The following is a 16,771-nucleotide window of genomic DNA, read 5'->3' as shown; positions in this document are numbered from 1 at the left end:
CGGAGGCCATGGATGGCCGGAGCTAAGCGCACATGGGTGAGGCAAGTGTTTATGAAGCGAAGCTTCATGCGCAGCCGAACGACAGCAATCTATGATTGCTGGCTGGACCCGCTTGCGGGGGCTCGTAGCGTTTCCAGGAAAGGATATCCGGCCCTCTTAACCAGCACCGAAGAAAGCAGCACACTCAAAACTCGTAACGCAGCCCCGTAGAAAACTGGAACGTATTGGCACTACTGCCAGTGTCTTTGAACAACCGCCCACCCTCAAACACCAGAAAGGTGTTGCTCAACACCTCGAAGTCCACCCCGGCCAGCCAGCTGATGCTGAAACTGCTGTCCGGGTAATCGCCCTCGATATCCCGGAACTGCGCGTTGTAGCTTTCCTCACGGTTGGGCAGGGTTGCCTCGCCTTTTACGTGGGTAAAACCGGCCTGCGCATACACGTTGGCATAATCGGTAATCGGGTAGTGCAGGCCCATGTACCAGCTGGCGAAGTAATCGACAGCCAGGGTCAGGTCGCCACCGGATACATCGGCATCGTTGAAGCCGCCACCCAGACGGATCTCGGCGTGAATCAGGTCGTTCAGGTGACCACCGATCACCAGCGTACCGGCTTGGCCCCAGGCATCCTCCTTGGTGCGCTGGCCGATAGAGCGGTGCTCCAGAGCGGTCACCAGTAGGCCAACGTAGTGCTTGTCAGAACGAGGAGTGTCTTGTGCCTGTGCCGCCAATGGGGCGAGGCTGATAGCCATCAGGCTGGAGCTGAGGAAACGTAGTGCGACCTTATTCATTATTATCCGGCTTCCTGTCAGTAACGTTGCTGACGCCAGATTCTGCCTTGTGTAACGCTTTGTTACGCAGACGCCGGTCACACTTCCCCGTGTCAGCCGGCCCGCTTACAGGTCAGCCAGAAGGCCTTCCTCCTGCGCGAGCATCAATAGGGCGTAAACGCCATTCTCCGGGAGTTGTGGTTCCAGGCCTTCGTCAAACATCAGCTGGCGACGGCGGTCTTCAAGGGCGTCGCTGTCGATGCCGGTAATCAGTTCGGAAATTGGGGCAATCTCGAAAGGGGCGTCCTGGCTGACGGCACTGAAAATCAGGTCGATCAGGATTTCATCCGGGTCCATGCCATCCACGTAGACGGTCTGGTCTGGCAGGTCCTGATGGAGTTCTTGAACCAGTTCGAGCAGTGGCACGCCCTGTTCTTCTAGGTACAGCAGGTCAAAGTCCCCCAGGTCGCCGTCATCTGGCAGCCAGGCTTCCTCCGGGGCAATAACCACGGTTTTCATCTGGCCGTCGGCCAGCGACCAGGCCATGGCGACGGGGAACAGGGCGTCGTCAGTCTGACAGTATTCGATGTCCAGGAATCGGGGTATCGACACAGTGGGCTCCGGCGTTGATCATTGGGTGCGTATAGGGACTAACCGGCAGCCTGGTAGGAGCGGGGCCGGCTTCGTGCCATACTGTAGCCGCCATTATCATGCAATCAGGAAGATCATGGAACACACTGAATTTAATAATGACTTGATTGAATTTCTGAATGCCTCTCCAACACCGTGGCATGCAGTAAGCACCATGAAATCCCGGCTTGATGACGCCGGTTTTCAGCAGCTGGATGAGCGGGAAGAGTGGGCGCTGGAGCAGGGCCGGGGCTTTTACGCCATTCGCAATGGCTCCTCCATCATTGCCCTCCGCACCGGTAAAAATGACGTAGTGACTTCCGGCATCCGGATGGTGGGTGCCCATACCGACAGCCCCTGCCTGAAGGTAAAGCCAAACCCCGAAATCCGCCGCAAGGGCTTTTTCCAGTTGGGTGTGGAAGTGTACGGCGGCGTGTTGCTGAACCCGTGGTTTGACCGGGATCTGTCGTTGGCCGGCCGGGTTACGGTTCTGGACGAGGACGGTAAGGTCCGGGACACCCTGGTGGACTTCCGTAAGCCGGTGGCAATTATTCCCAGCCTGGCCATTCACCTGGACCGCGAAGCCAACAGCAATCGTTCAGTGAATGCCCAGACAGACCTGCCTCCGGTGGTTATGCAACTGCCGGAAACCGATACAACGTCATTTGCTGACTTGCTGCGTGAGCAGTTGATCAGTGAATCCGGCCTGAAGATTCGTAAAGTGTTGGGCTATGAACTGAGTTTCTACGATGCCCAGGGCGCGTCTTTCGTTGGTTTGCGTCAGGAGTTTCTGGCGTCGGCCCGTCTCGATAACCTGCTCAGTTGTTACATTGGCCTGCAGTCCCTGTTGAACACTTCTGGTGATGAAGCCGCGCTTCTGGTGTGCAATGACCACGAAGAAGTGGGTAGCATGTCGGCGGAAGGTGCCCAGGGGCCGTTCCTGGGAGCCGTTCTGGAGCGCTGGTGTGGCGCAGGCAAGGGCAGGGCGATTGCCCGCTCCATGATGATTTCCGCGGATAACGCCCACGGTGTGCATCCCAATTTCATGGACAAACACGATGAAAACCACGGCCCGATCCTGAACCAGGGGCCGGTCATCAAGGTGAACCACAACCAACGCTATGCTACCAACAGCCGTTCAGCAGCTTTGTATCGACACATCAGTGACGAGCTTGGCCTGCCGCACCAGACCTTTGTGGTACGCAGCGACATGGGCTGTGGCAGCACCATCGGGCCGCTGACCGCCGGTAATCTGGGTGTGACCACTCTGGATATCGGTGTGCCGCAGTTCGCCATGCATTCCATCCGTGAAATGATCGGTAGTCAGGATGGCTATACCCTGTATCAGGTTCTGAAGGAATTTATGCAGCGGGAAGAGGTTTTCTGAGGTAGAAATGAAAAAGCCGCTGATGTTGAATCAGCGGCTTTTTCGGAATAAGTGGCTCCCCGACCTGGGCTCGAACCAGGGACAAACGGATTAACAGTCCGTTGCTCTACCAACTGAGCTATCGGGGAACAGCATCAAGTGGCGGGCATATTAAGTTCTTTAATAGAGTTCGTCAACCCCCTGAAAAGAAAGGTCAAAATTTGCACAAGTGCAGTCATTCGGGCTACCGCCCACCGGTCTGGTTACGTAACGGGCACATCCAGTCTGTGTGGCCAACGCTGTTTCGAAACGTGGCCATGCCACAGCCGGAAACCGCCGTTCTGGCCACGCCGGATAACGACGAACTGCACCTGGACTGGTACCGTCAGGGCAGTGACCGCCTGGCCATTGTGTCCCATGGTCTGGAAGGCCACAGCCGGCGCCCCTATGTGCTCGGGCTGGCGCGGGCGTTAATGGCGGATGGCTGGGATGTGCTGGCCTGGAACTTCCGATCCTGCGGCGGGGTGATGAATCGCCAGCCACGGTTCTATCACAGCGGAGCCACGGAAGACCTGCATACGGTGGTGTCCCACGCGCTGGAAGGCCACTACAGCAACCTGTTCCTGTCTGGCTTCAGCATGGGCGGCAACCTCACCCTGCTATACCTCGGCGAGCAGGGCGAGCGTGTTGACAGTCGCATCAGCGGTGCCGTTGCCTATTCAGTGCCCGCAGACCTGGCTGGTAGCGCGGATATGCTGGCCCTGCCCAGTCGCAGGATCTACATGCAGCGCTTTCTGAGGGATCTGCACGGCAAAATGCAGGAAAAGGCCCGTCGGTTTCCGGACCTGATTGACGTGACCGGGTTTGAGACCATCCGCAACTTCCACCAATTTGATAACCGCTACACCGCACCCTTGCATGGCTTCCGGGATGCCCAGGACTACTGGGCCAGCTGCTCGGCGCTGTTTTGGTTGAAGGACATACGGGTACCGGCGTTGATGGTCAATGCGGCGGACGATCCCTTCCTGTCAGCCAGGTGTTTCCCGGAAGGTCGTAAGGTCCTCGGCGCCTACGTTACCGTCGAGGCGCCAAAGTGGGGCGGGCATGTGGGATTTGTCGAGCTGGCCCGTGACGGTTACTACTGGTCTGAGCGCAGGGCGCTGGGGTTCCTGTCCAGGATCAACGGCTCCAGTTGAGGCCATAGATTGTCCAGCAGTACCGGCTGGGCAGCCTCGGTGGGGTGAATGCCGTCCTCCTGCATTAGCCCATCCTCGTTGTAGATGCCCTCAAGAAAAAAGGGAACCAGAGGCGTGTCGTAGCGGTCAGACAGGTTCGGGAAGATGTCCGCAAACAGGCGGGTATAACGCTGGCCATAGTTCGGTGGAATTTGCATGCCCACCAGCACCGGAATGGCACCGACATCCCGCACTTGCTCGATCATGTCGGCGAGGTTGGATTCAATCACATTCGGTGGAAAGCCGCGCAGGCCGTCGTTCCCGCCAAGCTCGATGATCACGACGTCTGGCTGGTTTTTCTGAAGCAGTTCCGGCAGCCGCCGCAGGCCGCCATCGGTGGTTTCGCCGCTGATGCTGGCGTTCACAACATTCCAGTTCAGGCCCTGTTCATCAAGCCTGTCCCTTAGCAGTTGTACCCAGGCTGTTTCGGACGGCACACCATAGGCAGCGCTGAGGCTGTCGCCGACCACCAGCAGTGTGTTCTGGCTGGCCAGGGCGGAGAGTGACAGTAACATCAGTGCCGCGAGTGTAAATGATCTGACCAACGCCGATACCGTATGCATAGTAAATTCGTATACCCTTTACAGATTCAATAAAACACAGCACCAGACAACGGAGCCACCGTGAACCAGATGACGGACCCCAAGCTAGCCGCCACAAACCCCATGTTACGGGTGACCGACCTTACCCACCGGGTGAGCCTGGAAACTGATACGTTGACGATCTTGCAGGGGGTCAGTCTGGAAATCAATCGGGGAGAGTCCGTAGCCATTGTTGGCCGCTCCGGTTCCGGAAAAACCACCTTGCTGGGATTGCTCGCCGGGCTGGACACACCGACCGAAGGGAAAGTAGAGCTGGACGGTGCTGAAATCAGCAGCCTGACGGAAGACCAGCGAGCACAGCTCCGGGCGAGCCGGGTTGGCTTCGTGTTCCAGTCATTCCAGCTGTTGCCGGCGCTGAGCGCGCTGGAGAACGTAATGCTGCCCCTTGAACTGGCTGGAATGGAATCGCCGGAAGCGCGGGCCAAAGAGTTGCTTGAGCGGGTAGGGCTGGGCGAGCGCCTGAGCCATACCCCACGGCAGTTGTCTGGTGGTGAGCAGCAGCGGGTAGCCATCGCCCGGGCTTTCGCTTCCGACCCGGTTATCCTGTTTGCCGATGAGCCTACCGGCAACCTGGATAACCGTACCGGGCAGGCAGTGTCGGATCTGTTGATGGACCTGAACCGGGAACAAGGCACCACCTTGGTCATGGTCACCCACGATGAACACCTGGCAGCCCGATGTGGCCGGCAATTGCAGATTGAAGCCGGTGTACTGACAGAGCCGGAAGCGGCCCGGGAGTTGGCTGACTGATGGCGGCTGCAAAAAAACTGATGTCGGTGCGCCGGGACTGGCGCGAGCGTGACGTGCGGGTTGTACTGGTCGCCCTGGTGATTGCCGTGGCCACGGTGGCCACCATTGCCCTGTTCGCCAACCAGTTGCAGCGAACCCTGGTGTCTTCGGCCAGCTCTTTTCTGGCGGCGGATCGCCAGCTTGAAGCGGAAAATGGGCGGCCAGTGCCGGCTGAATGGATTGACGAAGCCCGTGAGCGAGGCCTGGAAACCGGCCAGCTGATTGAATTCTCCACCATGGTATTTGGTGAAGGTGGGTTCCAGCTCGTTTCGGTCAAGGCCGTGAGCGACGAATACCCCTTGCGTGGCGAGATCGAAATCCAGCCAGGCTCTGATGCGCCGCGCCAAACCGTAGGGGCCGGCCCCGGGCGGGGCGAAATCTGGGTTAACCCCCGGTTGCTTCGATTGTTGGAGCTGGAAATCGGTGAAACGCTCGAGGTGGGCAATCTTGAACTGGAGATCACCAGCCTGCTGATACGGGAGCCAGATGGCGGTTTCCGGCTATCTTCCCTGGCACCCCGCGTGATGATTCATGTGGACGACGTGCCCGGCACCGGCGTGATACAGGAAGGCAGCCGCGCTGAATATGTGTATCTGTTTGCCGGGCCTGACAACCTGCTTGACGACTACTATCAATGGCTGGAGCCGCGCCTGGAACCGAGCCATGAGTGGGAAAGTGTGCGCGATGGCGAGACCTTCTCCCGATCCCTGGAGCGTGCTGAACGTTTCCTGTTGCTCGGTGGCAGCCTGGCGGTTCTGCTGGCGGCTGTGGCTGTGGCGGTTGCCAGCCGTCAGTACGCCTTGTCTCAGAGAGATACCGTGGCACTTCTTAAAACCCTGGGGCTGTCGAGCCGGGGAATTGGCGGCCTTTACCTGCGCCGGTTGGCGCTGTGGGGTATCGCCGGTGTGATTGGTGGCCTGCTGGTGGCGCTGCCGCTGTTCTGGATTCTGGTTCGCCTGTTGAGTGACGTGCTGGAGCAGCCGGTCGACTTCCATCTGGCGCCTTCGGCCCTGCTGCCGGCTTTGCTCACGGCCCTGGTTTCCCTGTTTGCGTTTGCCTATCCGCCCATTCGCCGGCTGCGTAATGTGGCTGCCATGCGGGTTCTAAGGGCTCAGCCCGGGGAAAGTGGGCGAGACGCGATCCCCGATATTGCGATTGCGATTCTGGCCGTGTTCGGTCTGGTCTGGTTATACGCTGGCGAGGTTGCACTGGTATTCGCCTTGTTGGGCGGCCTGGCACTCCTGTTGGCGGTGTTGGCGCTGGTCGGGGGCCTGATGGTGGCGGTTCTGCGCCGTGTACGGGGCGGCGGCAACGCCTGGCGCCTGGCCCTGGTGGGCCTGTACCGGCATCGACAGGCCAGCATGGCGCAAATGGCGGTGTTTGCCATGACATTGATGCTGGCGGCCACGCTGATCCTGGTGCGCACTTCTTTGCTCGACGACTGGCAGGCCCAGTTACCGGATAATGCCCCCAATCACTTCCTGATTAACATCGCACCGGATGCGGTGGACGAAGTGGAAGCCTTCTGGGCAGAGCGTGACGCCCCATTGGATACGGTCTATCCCATGGTGCGCGGGCGCTTGACGGAACTGAATGATCAGCCGGTTCTGGAGGCCGTGAGCAAGGATGAACGCATTGGTGCCCTGAACCGTGAACTGAACCTGACCTGGATGGCAGAACTGCCTGAAGATAATGAGATTGTTGCCGGCGAGTGGTTTGCCCCCGGCGACACCATTGGCGTGTCGGTTGAGGCAGAGCTGGCGGAACGCATGGGGCTGGTCATGGGGGATCGCCTGACCTTCACCATTGGTTCGGAAACGGTGACAGAACCGGTCACCAGTATTCGTACTGTGCAATGGGACAGCATGAAGCCCAACTTCTACATGGCCTTCCCGCCCGGCGGTGGCCTGACGGATATGCCCGGTACCTGGATTACCAGTTTCCATCTGGATGAGGGTAACAAAGTGGCGCTCAATGAGTTTTCACGCCGGTTCCCGACCGTCTCGGTTCTGGAGATCGATCATATCATCGAGCGTATCCAGCAGATTGTGCGCCAGGTTACCCAGGCCATTGAAGCCATTCTTGCGCTGATCCTGGCGGCGGCCCTGGTGGTCATGGCAGCGGTGGTTAGTGCCACGCTTAGGGATCGTCAACGGGAGGGCGCTTTACTGCGTACTCTGGGTGGCCAGCAGTCGCTGCTTGCTCGCAGCACCATGCTCGAATTCGCCTTGCTGGGGTTCGTCGCGGGTATTATGGGGGTGTTGGCGGCAGAGGCAGCGGTTTATGCGCTTCAGGTCAGAATGTTTGAGGGTACTTTCCGTTGGCACTGGCAGGTGATGCTGCCCATTCCTTTCATCAGTGCGGCGCTGCTGGCGTTGTTCGGGCGCTGGCAATTGCGCCCGGTTCTCAGTGTTTCGCCCATGCTGCTGTTGAGACGGCTGGAATAAGCTGTCAGCGATAGTTCGCGAGAATGGCCTGTAGCTCGCCGTTCTCGCGAATCCTCTGCAGTTCCTCGTTGAAGGCCTGCACAAACTCCGTCCACTCCGGGCGCACCATAATCCGGAAACCGTACTGGCTGATGGCAGCCTCTGAGCTGCTGAAATGTTCCGCCATGCCTTCGGTTTTCAGAATCCATTGGCCGACAAGGCGGTCAGCCAGGGCCGTATCAAACCGCTCGCCGTGCAGCAGAAATCGGAACATATCTCGATCACGGGAGACGTCAAAACGTCGAATCTGTTCACTTTCGAAGTAGGAATCAAGAGCAGGGTACATGTAGCCCAGGTGAGTAACCACGGTTTTTCCGAACAGGTCGCTCGGGTGGTTGTACTCAAATTCGGCACCGTTTGCGAAGAAGAACACTTCTTCTACATGGACAACCGGGTTGGTGAACAGAAACTGCTCGGGCTTTTCCGTCCATTCGATGGCACGGGGGGTGCCGTCCAGGAAACCGTCGGCCAGCATCTGGTCGACCCGCTTTCTTGGAATTTTCATGAACTCCAGATCGTAACCGAGGCGCGGCACTATCAGCGCGACCACGTCCCACATGATGCCGGAGGGCTTTTCTCCATCCACAATCAGGTATGGGGGGTAGCCGTTGGGGGAAATGTTGAAACGGAAGGTCCCGGATTGGTCTTCGCCACTGTGTGCCGCCATGGACAGGCACAGGCTCGCCGTCAGAATGCCAAGGCTACGTCGTGAAAAAAGCGATGCTCTGGACAATAGATCTTTCATTTAAAGAAACTCAGGTTGTTGCAGGCCACTGCGGTACATAGATCAAACTTAACCGGCCAACTCCCTGCCAGAACGTTGCTAAATAGTAACGACTTCCTCCTATAAATCAATCATTGTGAATCTGACTTTAGGCTAACCCATCAAACGATGGGTCAGCCCAGCCAATTCTGAGATCAGGCCCAGGCGCGCCGCAGCACAGAAAGGGCGTCTTCCTTGGTGACCTCCCGCGGGTTGAACATGATAGAGCCGTCGTCCAGCGCCATCTCGGCGATGGCCTCCAACTGACTCTCGAGCACCTTGCCGGTTTCTTTCAGGGTACGGGGCAGCTCACAGCGCTTGTGCAGTGCGTCCCTGAGCTTGCGGATGGCGGAAATGCTCGCCTCGGCACGGCGGGCTGCAGGGGTTGCCGAGTAAACTTCCGGGCCTTCCAGATAGAGAAGCAGTTCGCCCAGGGGTTCACGGATGCTTTCAATATTGAATTCGAGTACATACGGCAGGTACAGGCTCATGCACAGGCCATGGGGCAGGTGGCAGATCGCGCCGGTTGCGTGGCCCAGGGAGTGTACAAGCCCAACCATGGAGTTGGAGAAGGCAATGCCGGCCATGGTAGAGGCCTGGGCCAGTTCAAGCCGCCCGTTCTCGTCTTTGGGGTTGTCCATCACCGACAGAAGTGACTGGCTCACCTTTTTGATGGCAGCCGTGGCGTAGGCATCGCTCAGCGGATTCTTGGCCATGCAGGTAAACGCTTCGACCGCGTGAGTCATGGCATCCATGGCGGTTGCGGCGGTGATATGGGGAGGCAGGGTCAGCGTCATCCGTGGGTCGATGATCGCCGCATTCGGCAACAGGAACGATGAGGTGAACGGCAGCTTCACGCCTTTTTTCTCATCGGTAATCACGGCAACGGATGTGACTTCAGAGCCCGTTCCGGCTGTGGTTGGTACCACGAAGAACGGCTTCAGGGGATGCTTCAGAATACCTGCGCCACTGTACTTGGCGATGTCGTCGCCACCTTCGGAGACCAGAATGTTCACGGCTTTGCCGGTATCAATGGCGGAACCGCCGCCCACGGCAATAATGGAATCACACTTTTCCTTGCGGTAAACCGTGGCGATATCGCGAACAACCGTTGTAGAAGAATCCGGGGGGACGTCGTCATAAATAGAGACGATTTCCAGTCCGCTTTCTTCGCAAGCGGCAATCACAGGGTCAAGCAGGCCTGCCGCCCGAACACCCTTATCGGTAACAATCATCGGGCGCTTGGCGGCCAGGCCGGTCAATTCAAACGGAATGTGTTCCAGGGCAGCTTTGCCGGCAATCACTTTTACCGGGCAGAAGAACTCGTAGTATTTGTTGGTCATTATGCTCTCACTGTCTCGACAAAGTTGGTGGCGACTTTCAGGTAGATGCGGGCACCGCTGATCAGTTTTTCAGGCAGATGCAGGTTGGCCGGGTATTCCTTGACCGCTCGCTGCGCGACCAGCTTCGGTAGGATGAACGACTCCAGGCGGTTGAGCACACGGGTCATACGCACGGCGTAACTGACATCTCCATCTACCAGCATGCGGTCGTTGGCAAAGGCCACCGAGGTCTTTTCCTGGAAGGACAGTACCAGGAACGCATGGGCCATATGCTTGAACTGAATGGAAAGGTCCACCGGCCGGGGAGCACTGTCGCCGTGGAAATGCAGTTTGCCATCTCCGGTGTGCTCAACGATCAGCTTGGGGCCATTGGGCATCACCTGCATCTCGAACAGAAATCCTTCGGGCAGGGCTCGAGTTTCGTTTCGGGTTTGTTCGTCTACTTCGCTGATTGCCTGCAGGGCCCGGCCCATTACCTGGAACATCAGTTCCACATAGGACCGCCTTGCGTGGGAAATCATCGGTTGAAGTCGCTTTACGAGCATGATCGCCATCCGATTGTTGTTTGTTTGACTGATTTTTAGAGTTATTGCTCTAAATGTCAATGCAATCTGTGACGGCTTTTTTGCGTCAACGTGGCAAATGCTTTAGCCATAAAAAAACCGGGAGCGTTAAGCCCCCGGTTTTTATCCCCGCCACGTGTTTGCTATTGGGACAGATCGGCTAGTTTTCTTTTGGCTTCCTCGCCCACATCGCCGCCGGCTTCGGCGGCTTTCGAGTAATGGCCAATGGCGTCATTCCGACGGTTCTGACGGCTGGCAATATCGCCAAGCCGCAGATAGGCAATGGAGGTAGGCACCACCTGATTGGCCCGCTCAAGGTGCCCACGGGCTTTGTCCAGATTATTCATGGCCAGTGAGTTCAGGCCGTTGTATAGCTGGTACTGGAACATCTCCGGGTACAGCGACACCGCCTTGTCGAAATCCGCCTGGGCTTTCTCTGTTTGCTTCTGTTCTTTGTAGATCCGCCCCCTGAGGGCGAAGAACATGGCCTCGCGCGGTTCCTGCTCGATTGCCTTGTTGATGGAATCAAGGGCGGCTTTCATATCGCCTTTGGATGCCAGTTCCATGGCTTTGTCGTGGGCGTCATAGGCGGGTTGGAGTTCTTTCAGCAGGGCAACGCGCCGTTGGTAAATGTCGCGGCCCCGGAAGCCACCGGTTCCCAGCTCTGAGGCCAGGGCCTGGTTCTCCCGAACCCGCCTGGCTGAAGGCGGGTGGGTGGCGAACATGCCGTCCAGCCAACTGGTCTGCCGGCCCTGGGATAATTCCAGAAACAGCTCTTGCAGCTCAACTGCTGCCTGAGGGTCGTAACCGGCGGCTTTCATGTAACGAATGCCGTAGTGGTCGGATTCCAGCTCATCACCCTGGCTGTACTGTGCCAGAGCCAGCTGGGCGCCCACGGCCGCGCCGCCCACAATCAGCCCGGCCCACTCGTTATCAGACAACGCAAAACCAAGGCCGGCGACGCCAGCGCTGATCAGCATGCCCTGTTGCATGCGTTGCACGCTGTGCCGCGCCGCAGCGTGGACAATCTCATGCCCCATCACAGCGGCTAACTGGGCTTCATCCTCAAACTTGACCAGCAGGCCCCGGTTGATGGCGATCTTGCCCCCAGGCAAAGCCCAGGCATTGGGCACGCTGCTATTGAGTACCACAAACTCGTACGGCAAATCGGGGCGATCGCTAACCCGAGCCAGCTTCATGCCGACCTCGCGAACATAGACTGTCAATTCCGGGTCCAGATAAAACTGCCCACCCTGGGTTTGCTGGGTTGGGGTGTAGTGCTCGGCCCCGAGCGCCAATTCCTGGCTTTCAGGGATCAAAGACAGCTGCTTTTTGCCGGTGACCGGGTTTACGGCGCAGCCCGCAATGGCAAGAAACATCACCGAGAGTAACGTCAGTCTCAGAATTTGTCCGGGGTTCACATCCGACTCCTTTGGGCGACCGGTTCCGTGGACGCGCAATTGTTGATTTGAGTGATTCATTATATAGCACAGTACGACCGGTGTTTTAGTGTCAGACCACCCGGGTTGTGGCCGGTTCATGCACCTTCGCGTATCATTGTCACGCAACCTCTCTGCCATATACGTTACAACGGATCGACAACCACGCATGGGCTATTACCTGGAACTCATTGCTTTGTTCTGGTTTCTGGTGTGCTGGGTAGGCTACACCTGGTATTCCCGAAATCGGGCAAGTACTCGCGCCTGCCTCTCAAACACGCTGGATATGTACCGTGAAGACTGGATGCGGGTAATGCTCAAGCGGGAGAACCGGATATCGGACGCTTCCGTGGTCGGTAATCTTGAGCGCAACGGCGCCTTCTTCGCATCCAGCTGCCTGCTGATTCTGGCTGGTATCATCACTGCACTCGGCTACACCCGTGAGGCCATGGAAGTGTTCGCCACCATGCCTTTCAGCGCCGTACCGACCCGGGAAATCTGGGAGCTGCGGTTGGTAGTGTTGCTGGTGGTGTTCGTGTATGCCTTCTTCAAGTTCACTTGGTCTATGCGCATGTACAACTTTGTGGCGGTGATGATAGGCAGCGCGCCCCTACCGGACGACACCAAAACCAGCCCCGCCGCCCGGGAGGCCTTTGCCCGCAGTGCCGGCAACATCTGCAACCTGGCAGGGGACGCGTTTAACCTCGGGTTGCGGTCCTACTATTACGCCCTGGCCGTGGTGGCCTGGTTTATCCATCCCCTGGTGTTTATATCGGCTTCTACCCTGGTGGTTGTCGTACTTTACCGTCGGGAATTCCAGTCTGATGCGTTGGTTGCCCTGCGTGCCGGGAAAGTGTTCGAAGAACCCGTACCCGGTAAACAGGCTGCAGAAACCACTCCGAAAAGCTGAATTGCAGGACATTCCTGAATGAATGATGAAACCCGAATCAACCGGGTAAACCGGTTTGTGAACACCCTCAACCAGGCCCGTGAACTGGGCCTGAGTGCGAAGGAAGCGGGCGAGGGCTATCTGGTCATGGAACTGCCCTACAGCGACAAGATCATTGGTAACCCGGACACCGGTGTTATCCACGGTGGTGCCATTACCACTCTTATGGACACCGCCTCCGGGTCAGTCATGATCTGTGCCCTTGAAGACTTCGAGCTTTGCCCGACCCTGGATTTGCGGGTGGACTACATGCGCCCGGCCGAACCCCACAAACCTGTCTACGCCCGGGCCGAGACCTACAAGATCACCAAGAACATCATCTTTACCCGCTGCGAGGCCTATCAGGAAGGCGGTGAAACCATCGCCAACTGTGTTGGCACGTTCATGAGAATCGGCAAAGAAGCTACCCCGAAAACCTATCGAGACCTGATCACCGGAGGCGAGGAATGACCGACCCGGAAATCCTCAAATACACCCAGCAAACCGGCGACTTCTCCCGCATGCTGGAGAGCATTCCCTACGCCACCTGGATTGGCTTGCAATGCGACCGCTTTGGAGACGACCTGATTTTCCGGTTGCCAAAGAAAGAAGAGAACCTGGGCAATCCGATTTTGCCGGCGATTCACGGTGGGGTGATTGGTGGCTTCATGGAAATGTCGGCAGCGATCTACCTGATCATGTCTCAAGATACCTTGCGGATGCCGAGAATTGTCGACTTTTCCCTGGACTACCTGCGCGCGGGCCTTAACCGGGAAACCTACGCCGAATGCCGCCTGACCCGCCAGGGCAACCGGGTTGCCAATGTGATGATCTCGGCCTGGCAAAAGTCCCGTTCCCAACCCATCGCCACGGCCCGCGCGCACTTCCTCCTCGAAGACTGAATTGGTTTTGACTGGGGTTGAAATGCCCCGGCTGACCCCCCATCTCTGGTTCAAGAAATTTCAGCATTGGTGCAGGCAAGCGGGTGGGGATGGCTTTCCGAAACACGCCTCGAGACGTCCCTGTGCGGCTCGGGCTCCGCCCCGCAGGGCTTATTGCTCCTGCGGCGCACTGCGGGTCCTGGGCTGGCCGTCCTTGGCCAGCCCGTGAAGAGCTTTCGCTCTTCACCCATGGCTCCGCACGGTTCCGGAAAGCCATCCCCACCCGCTCGCCCAGACATCGTGCTTTCACTGGCCTAACTCAAAAGTCGGGTGGGCTGGGCCGGTAGGTTCTTCCAAAACCTTGCGGAGCCATGGATGGCGGAGCAGAGCGTACATGGACGTATTCACAGCGTGTTTTGGAAGAACCTACCGGCCCAGGCCGCTCCACAAAAGTTAAAACCCGAGCAGGAGAAAAACACAGCCATGACGGTAGAAACAAACAAAGAGACCCTGGGATTCCAGACCGAAGTGAAGCAACTGCTTCACCTGATGATCCACTCCCTGTACTCGAACAAGGAAATCTTCCTTCGTGAGCTTATCTCAAACGCCTCAGACGCCGAAGACAAACTGCGCTTCGCTGCCCTGAAAGACGACAAACTCTACGAAGGCGACTCCGACCTCAAAATCCGCCTGGATTACGACAAAGACGCCGGCACCATTACCCTCGCCGACAACGGCATCGGCATGACCCGTGACGACGTTATCTCCAACCTCGGCACCATCGCCCGTTCTGGCACCGCCGAATTCCTCAAGCAACTGTCTGGTGACGAGAAGAAAGACAGCAAGCTGATCGGCCAGTTCGGCGTGGGCTTTTACTCCGCCTTTATTGTTGCCGACAAAGTTGACGTATTCACACGCCGTGCCGGCGCACCGGCAGAAGAAGGTGTGCACTGGGAATCCAAGGGCGATGGCGAGTTCACCATCGAGCCGGTGACCCGTGAGCAGCGTGGAACCGAGATTGTTCTGCACCTGAAATCCGACGCCAAGGAATTCGCCGATGGCTGGAAGCTGCGCAGCCTGGTCAAGAAGTACTCCGACCACATCTCCTTCCCAGTCGTAATGAAGGCCGAGTCAGAGGAAGAAGACAAGAAGGGCGAAGAGGAAACCGTCAACGACGCCACCGCCCTGTGGACCTTGCCCCGTAACGAGATCAAGGACGAAGAGTACAAAGAATTCTACAAGCACATCGGCCACGACTTCGAAGACCCGCTGACCTGGTCCCACAACAAAGTGGAAGGCAAGCTGGACTACACCAGCCTGCTGTATATCCCCAAGCGCGCGCCGTTTGATCTGTACAACCGGGAGGCACCCCGTGGCCTGAAGCTGTACGTTCAGCGCGTGTTCATCATGGACGATGCCGAGCAGTTCCTGCCGTTGTACCTGCGCTTCACCAAGGGTGTGATTGATTCCAACGATCTGTCCCTGAACGTGTCCCGGGAGATTCTGCAGAACGACAGTACCGTAGAAAGCATCCGCACCGCCTTGACCAAGCGGGTACTGGATATGCTGTCCAAGCTGGCCAAGAAAGACAGCGGCGAATACCAGGGCTTCTGGGACGAGTTTGGCACCGTTCTGAAAGAGGGGCCGGCAGAAGACTTCAGCAACCGCGAGAAAATTGCCGGCCTGTTGCGTTTTTCCTCCACCCATACCGGCGAGTCTACCCAGAACGTTTCCCTGGATGACTACATCGCCCGGATGAAGGAAGGCCAGAGCAAGATCTATTACATCACCGCTGACAACTTCATGGCGGCCAAGAGCAGCCCGCACCTGGAAGTGTTCCGCAAGAAAGGTATTGAGGTTCTGATCCTGTCTGACCGTATTGACGAGTGGATGATGGGTTACCTCAACGAGTACGACAGCAAGCAGTTCCAGGATGTGGCCCGTGGTGATCTGGATCTCGGTGAAGTGGAAACCGAGGAAGACAAGAAGCACCAGGAAGAAGCCGCCAAGGAGCACAAGGATCTGATCGAGCGCATCCAGAAAGCGCTGGAAGACCGCGTGCAGGAGGTTCGGGTAACCAATCGCCTGACGGATTCACCCGCCTGTCTGGTCACTGGCCAGTTCGATATGGGAGCCCAGATGAAGAAGATCATGGAAGCGGCTGGCCAGAAAGTGCCAGACAGCAAACCGATCTTTGAAATCAATGTGGACCATCCGCTGGTACAACGCCTGGAGCAGGAAGCCAAAGATGAGCGCTTTGGCGAGTTGTCTGCGGTGTTGTTCGACCAGGCCACCCTGGCCAGTGGCGAGCAACTGAAAGACCCCGGCGCCTATGTCAGCCGCCTGAACCGTCTGCTGCTGGAGCTGGCTAACTGAGCCGGCACTGACCATGCAGCAGATTATTGTGGACATCAGCATCAGCCCTGATGAGTGGATCAAACTCTATCAGGGCGTTGCCACCGATGTTCGCACCACGGCCCGGGACGGACGCTCTGTTCGTTTCCCGGCCCGTATCCTTTCCCGTTTTTTCCTCAAAGATGGCATTCAGGGCAGTTTCCGCATCCTGTTTGACGATCAGGGCAAGTTTGCCGCTATCGAGCGCCTGTAACACTCGTCTTCATCATTGCTCTTCCTGTGCTTTTAACGATAAAGAAAAACTTTCAAAATCTTATTTTTAATTAATTGTCTGTTGATTGCTCCCCCGCGATAAGGTGAAGGTGTTCTCGCAATCAAGGAGTTGCGCCATGTCAGTGTCAATCGAATTTGCACCGGTAGCATGGAAGGACTTGCTCGGGATTCTGGTGGACTACTATCAGGATTACGCAATCGCCCAGTGATCGTTCTGTCGCTTTGCCCGGGCTGCGGGAAGTCCATAGGGATTCACTATACAGGCGGTAGTAAACATTCAAGCAGCGGCCTGTGAATGATCTATATTTAGTGATGCCCTTGATCGTGAAATGTTTTTTTGCCAATGACG

The 16,771-nt window shown here is 57.4% G+C and carries 16 protein-coding genes and 1 tRNA gene; 9 read left to right on the top strand and 8 right to left on the bottom strand.

Features of this window, described 5'->3' with window-relative positions; translation table 11 throughout:
- Positions 1–184: 184 nt before the first annotated feature.
- Both C7H10_RS18240 and C7H10_RS18235 read right to left on the bottom strand, forming a co-directional pair.
- Positions 185–790, bottom strand: coding sequence for an outer membrane beta-barrel protein (locus tag C7H10_RS18240; protein ID WP_106695953.1), 606 nt, complete (start codon positions 788–790; stop codon positions 185–187).
- Positions 791–895: 105 nt separating this feature from the next.
- Complete coding sequence (locus tag C7H10_RS18235) at positions 896–1,381, bottom strand: hypothetical protein (RefSeq protein ID WP_106695952.1); 486 nt, start codon at positions 1,379–1,381, stop codon at positions 896–898.
- A 115-nt stretch (positions 1,382–1,496) separates the two neighbouring features.
- Between C7H10_RS18235 and C7H10_RS18230 the strand changes: the two genes are divergently transcribed.
- On the top strand, positions 1,497–2,786 hold the full coding sequence (locus C7H10_RS18230) for a M18 family aminopeptidase (protein ID WP_106695951.1): 1,290 nt from the start codon (positions 1,497–1,499) through the stop codon (positions 2,784–2,786).
- Positions 2,787–2,838: 52 nt separating this feature from the next.
- On the opposite strand, the gene C7H10_RS18225 is transcribed toward C7H10_RS18230, so the two are convergent.
- Positions 2,839–2,914, bottom strand: a tRNA-Asn gene (locus C7H10_RS18225).
- A gap of 72 nt (positions 2,915–2,986) precedes the next feature.
- Here C7H10_RS18225 and C7H10_RS18220 point away from each other — a divergent pair.
- A complete protein-coding gene (locus C7H10_RS18220; RefSeq protein WP_167392921.1) occupies positions 2,987–3,961 on the top strand; it encodes a YheT family hydrolase in 975 nt (324 codons plus the stop codon).
- Here C7H10_RS18220 and C7H10_RS18215 read toward each other — a convergent pair.
- Complete coding sequence (locus tag C7H10_RS18215; protein ID WP_106695949.1) at positions 3,904–4,563, bottom strand: arylesterase; 660 nt, start codon at positions 4,561–4,563, stop codon at positions 3,904–3,906. The genes C7H10_RS18220 and C7H10_RS18215 overlap by 58 nt on opposite strands.
- Positions 4,564–4,632: 69 nt before the next feature.
- Here C7H10_RS18215 and C7H10_RS18210 point away from each other — a divergent pair, with 69 nt between their 5' ends.
- Both C7H10_RS18210 and C7H10_RS18205 read left to right on the top strand, forming a co-directional pair.
- Positions 4,633–5,352, top strand: a complete 720-nt coding sequence (locus C7H10_RS18210; protein WP_244178342.1) for an ABC transporter ATP-binding protein — start codon at positions 4,633–4,635, stop codon at positions 5,350–5,352.
- Positions 5,352–7,838 (top strand): ABC transporter permease, encoded by a 2,487-nt coding sequence (locus C7H10_RS18205; protein ID WP_106695948.1) that lies wholly within the window; start codon positions 5,352–5,354, stop codon positions 7,836–7,838. The genes C7H10_RS18210 and C7H10_RS18205 overlap by 1 nt, the downstream gene beginning before the upstream one ends.
- Positions 7,839–7,842: 4 nt before the next feature.
- Here the strand turns inward: C7H10_RS18205 and C7H10_RS18200 are convergent, their stop codons facing one another.
- The 4 genes from C7H10_RS18200 to C7H10_RS18185 all read right to left on the bottom strand — a co-directional run bounded on the left by C7H10_RS18200 (position 7,843) and on the right by C7H10_RS18185 (position 11,925).
- Positions 7,843–8,622: a substrate-binding periplasmic protein gene (locus C7H10_RS18200; protein ID WP_106695947.1), complete on the bottom strand. Its 780-nt coding sequence runs from the start codon at positions 8,620–8,622 to the stop codon at positions 7,843–7,845.
- 173 nt (positions 8,623–8,795) lie between these two features.
- Entirely contained in the window at positions 8,796–9,983 is a 1,188-nt protein-coding gene (locus tag C7H10_RS18195) for an iron-containing alcohol dehydrogenase (protein WP_106695946.1), read from the bottom strand.
- Positions 9,983–10,528 (bottom strand): hypothetical protein, encoded by a 546-nt coding sequence (locus C7H10_RS18190; RefSeq protein ID WP_058090560.1) that lies wholly within the window; start codon positions 10,526–10,528, stop codon positions 9,983–9,985. The genes C7H10_RS18195 and C7H10_RS18190 overlap by 1 nt, the downstream gene beginning before the upstream one ends.
- Before the next feature lie 161 nt (positions 10,529–10,689).
- A complete protein-coding gene (locus tag C7H10_RS18185; RefSeq protein WP_106696045.1) occupies positions 10,690–11,925 on the bottom strand; it encodes a M48 family metalloprotease in 1,236 nt (411 codons plus the stop codon).
- A gap of 229 nt (positions 11,926–12,154) precedes the next feature.
- On the opposite strand from C7H10_RS18185, the gene C7H10_RS18180 reads away from it, so the two are divergent.
- The 5 genes from C7H10_RS18180 (at position 12,155) to C7H10_RS18160 (ending at position 16,402) form a co-directional block, all read left to right on the top strand.
- Positions 12,155–12,895 (top strand): DUF599 domain-containing protein, encoded by a 741-nt coding sequence (locus tag C7H10_RS18180; protein ID WP_106695945.1) that lies wholly within the window; start codon positions 12,155–12,157, stop codon positions 12,893–12,895.
- An 18-nt stretch (positions 12,896–12,913) separates the two neighbouring features.
- Positions 12,914–13,384, top strand: a complete 471-nt coding sequence (locus tag C7H10_RS18175; protein WP_106695944.1) for a PaaI family thioesterase — start codon at positions 12,914–12,916, stop codon at positions 13,382–13,384.
- Positions 13,381–13,815: a PaaI family thioesterase gene (locus tag C7H10_RS18170; protein ID WP_058090563.1), complete on the top strand. Its 435-nt coding sequence runs from the start codon at positions 13,381–13,383 to the stop codon at positions 13,813–13,815. The genes C7H10_RS18175 and C7H10_RS18170 overlap by 4 nt, the downstream gene beginning before the upstream one ends.
- A 462-nt stretch (positions 13,816–14,277) precedes the next feature.
- Positions 14,278–16,170: a molecular chaperone HtpG gene (gene htpG, locus C7H10_RS18165; protein ID WP_106696044.1), complete on the top strand. Its 1,893-nt coding sequence runs from the start codon at positions 14,278–14,280 to the stop codon at positions 16,168–16,170.
- Between the two features lie 13 nt (positions 16,171–16,183).
- Entirely contained in the window at positions 16,184–16,402 is a 219-nt protein-coding gene (locus C7H10_RS18160; protein ID WP_106695943.1) for a DUF2835 domain-containing protein, read from the top strand.
- Positions 16,403–16,771: the final 369 nt, after the last annotated feature.

Origin of the sequence: Marinobacter shengliensis (genome assembly GCF_003007715.1) — a bacterium.
Classification (GTDB): domain Bacteria; phylum Pseudomonadota; class Gammaproteobacteria; order Pseudomonadales; family Oleiphilaceae; genus Marinobacter; species Marinobacter shengliensis.
This window is presented reverse-complemented; position numbering and strand designations above follow the sequence as displayed.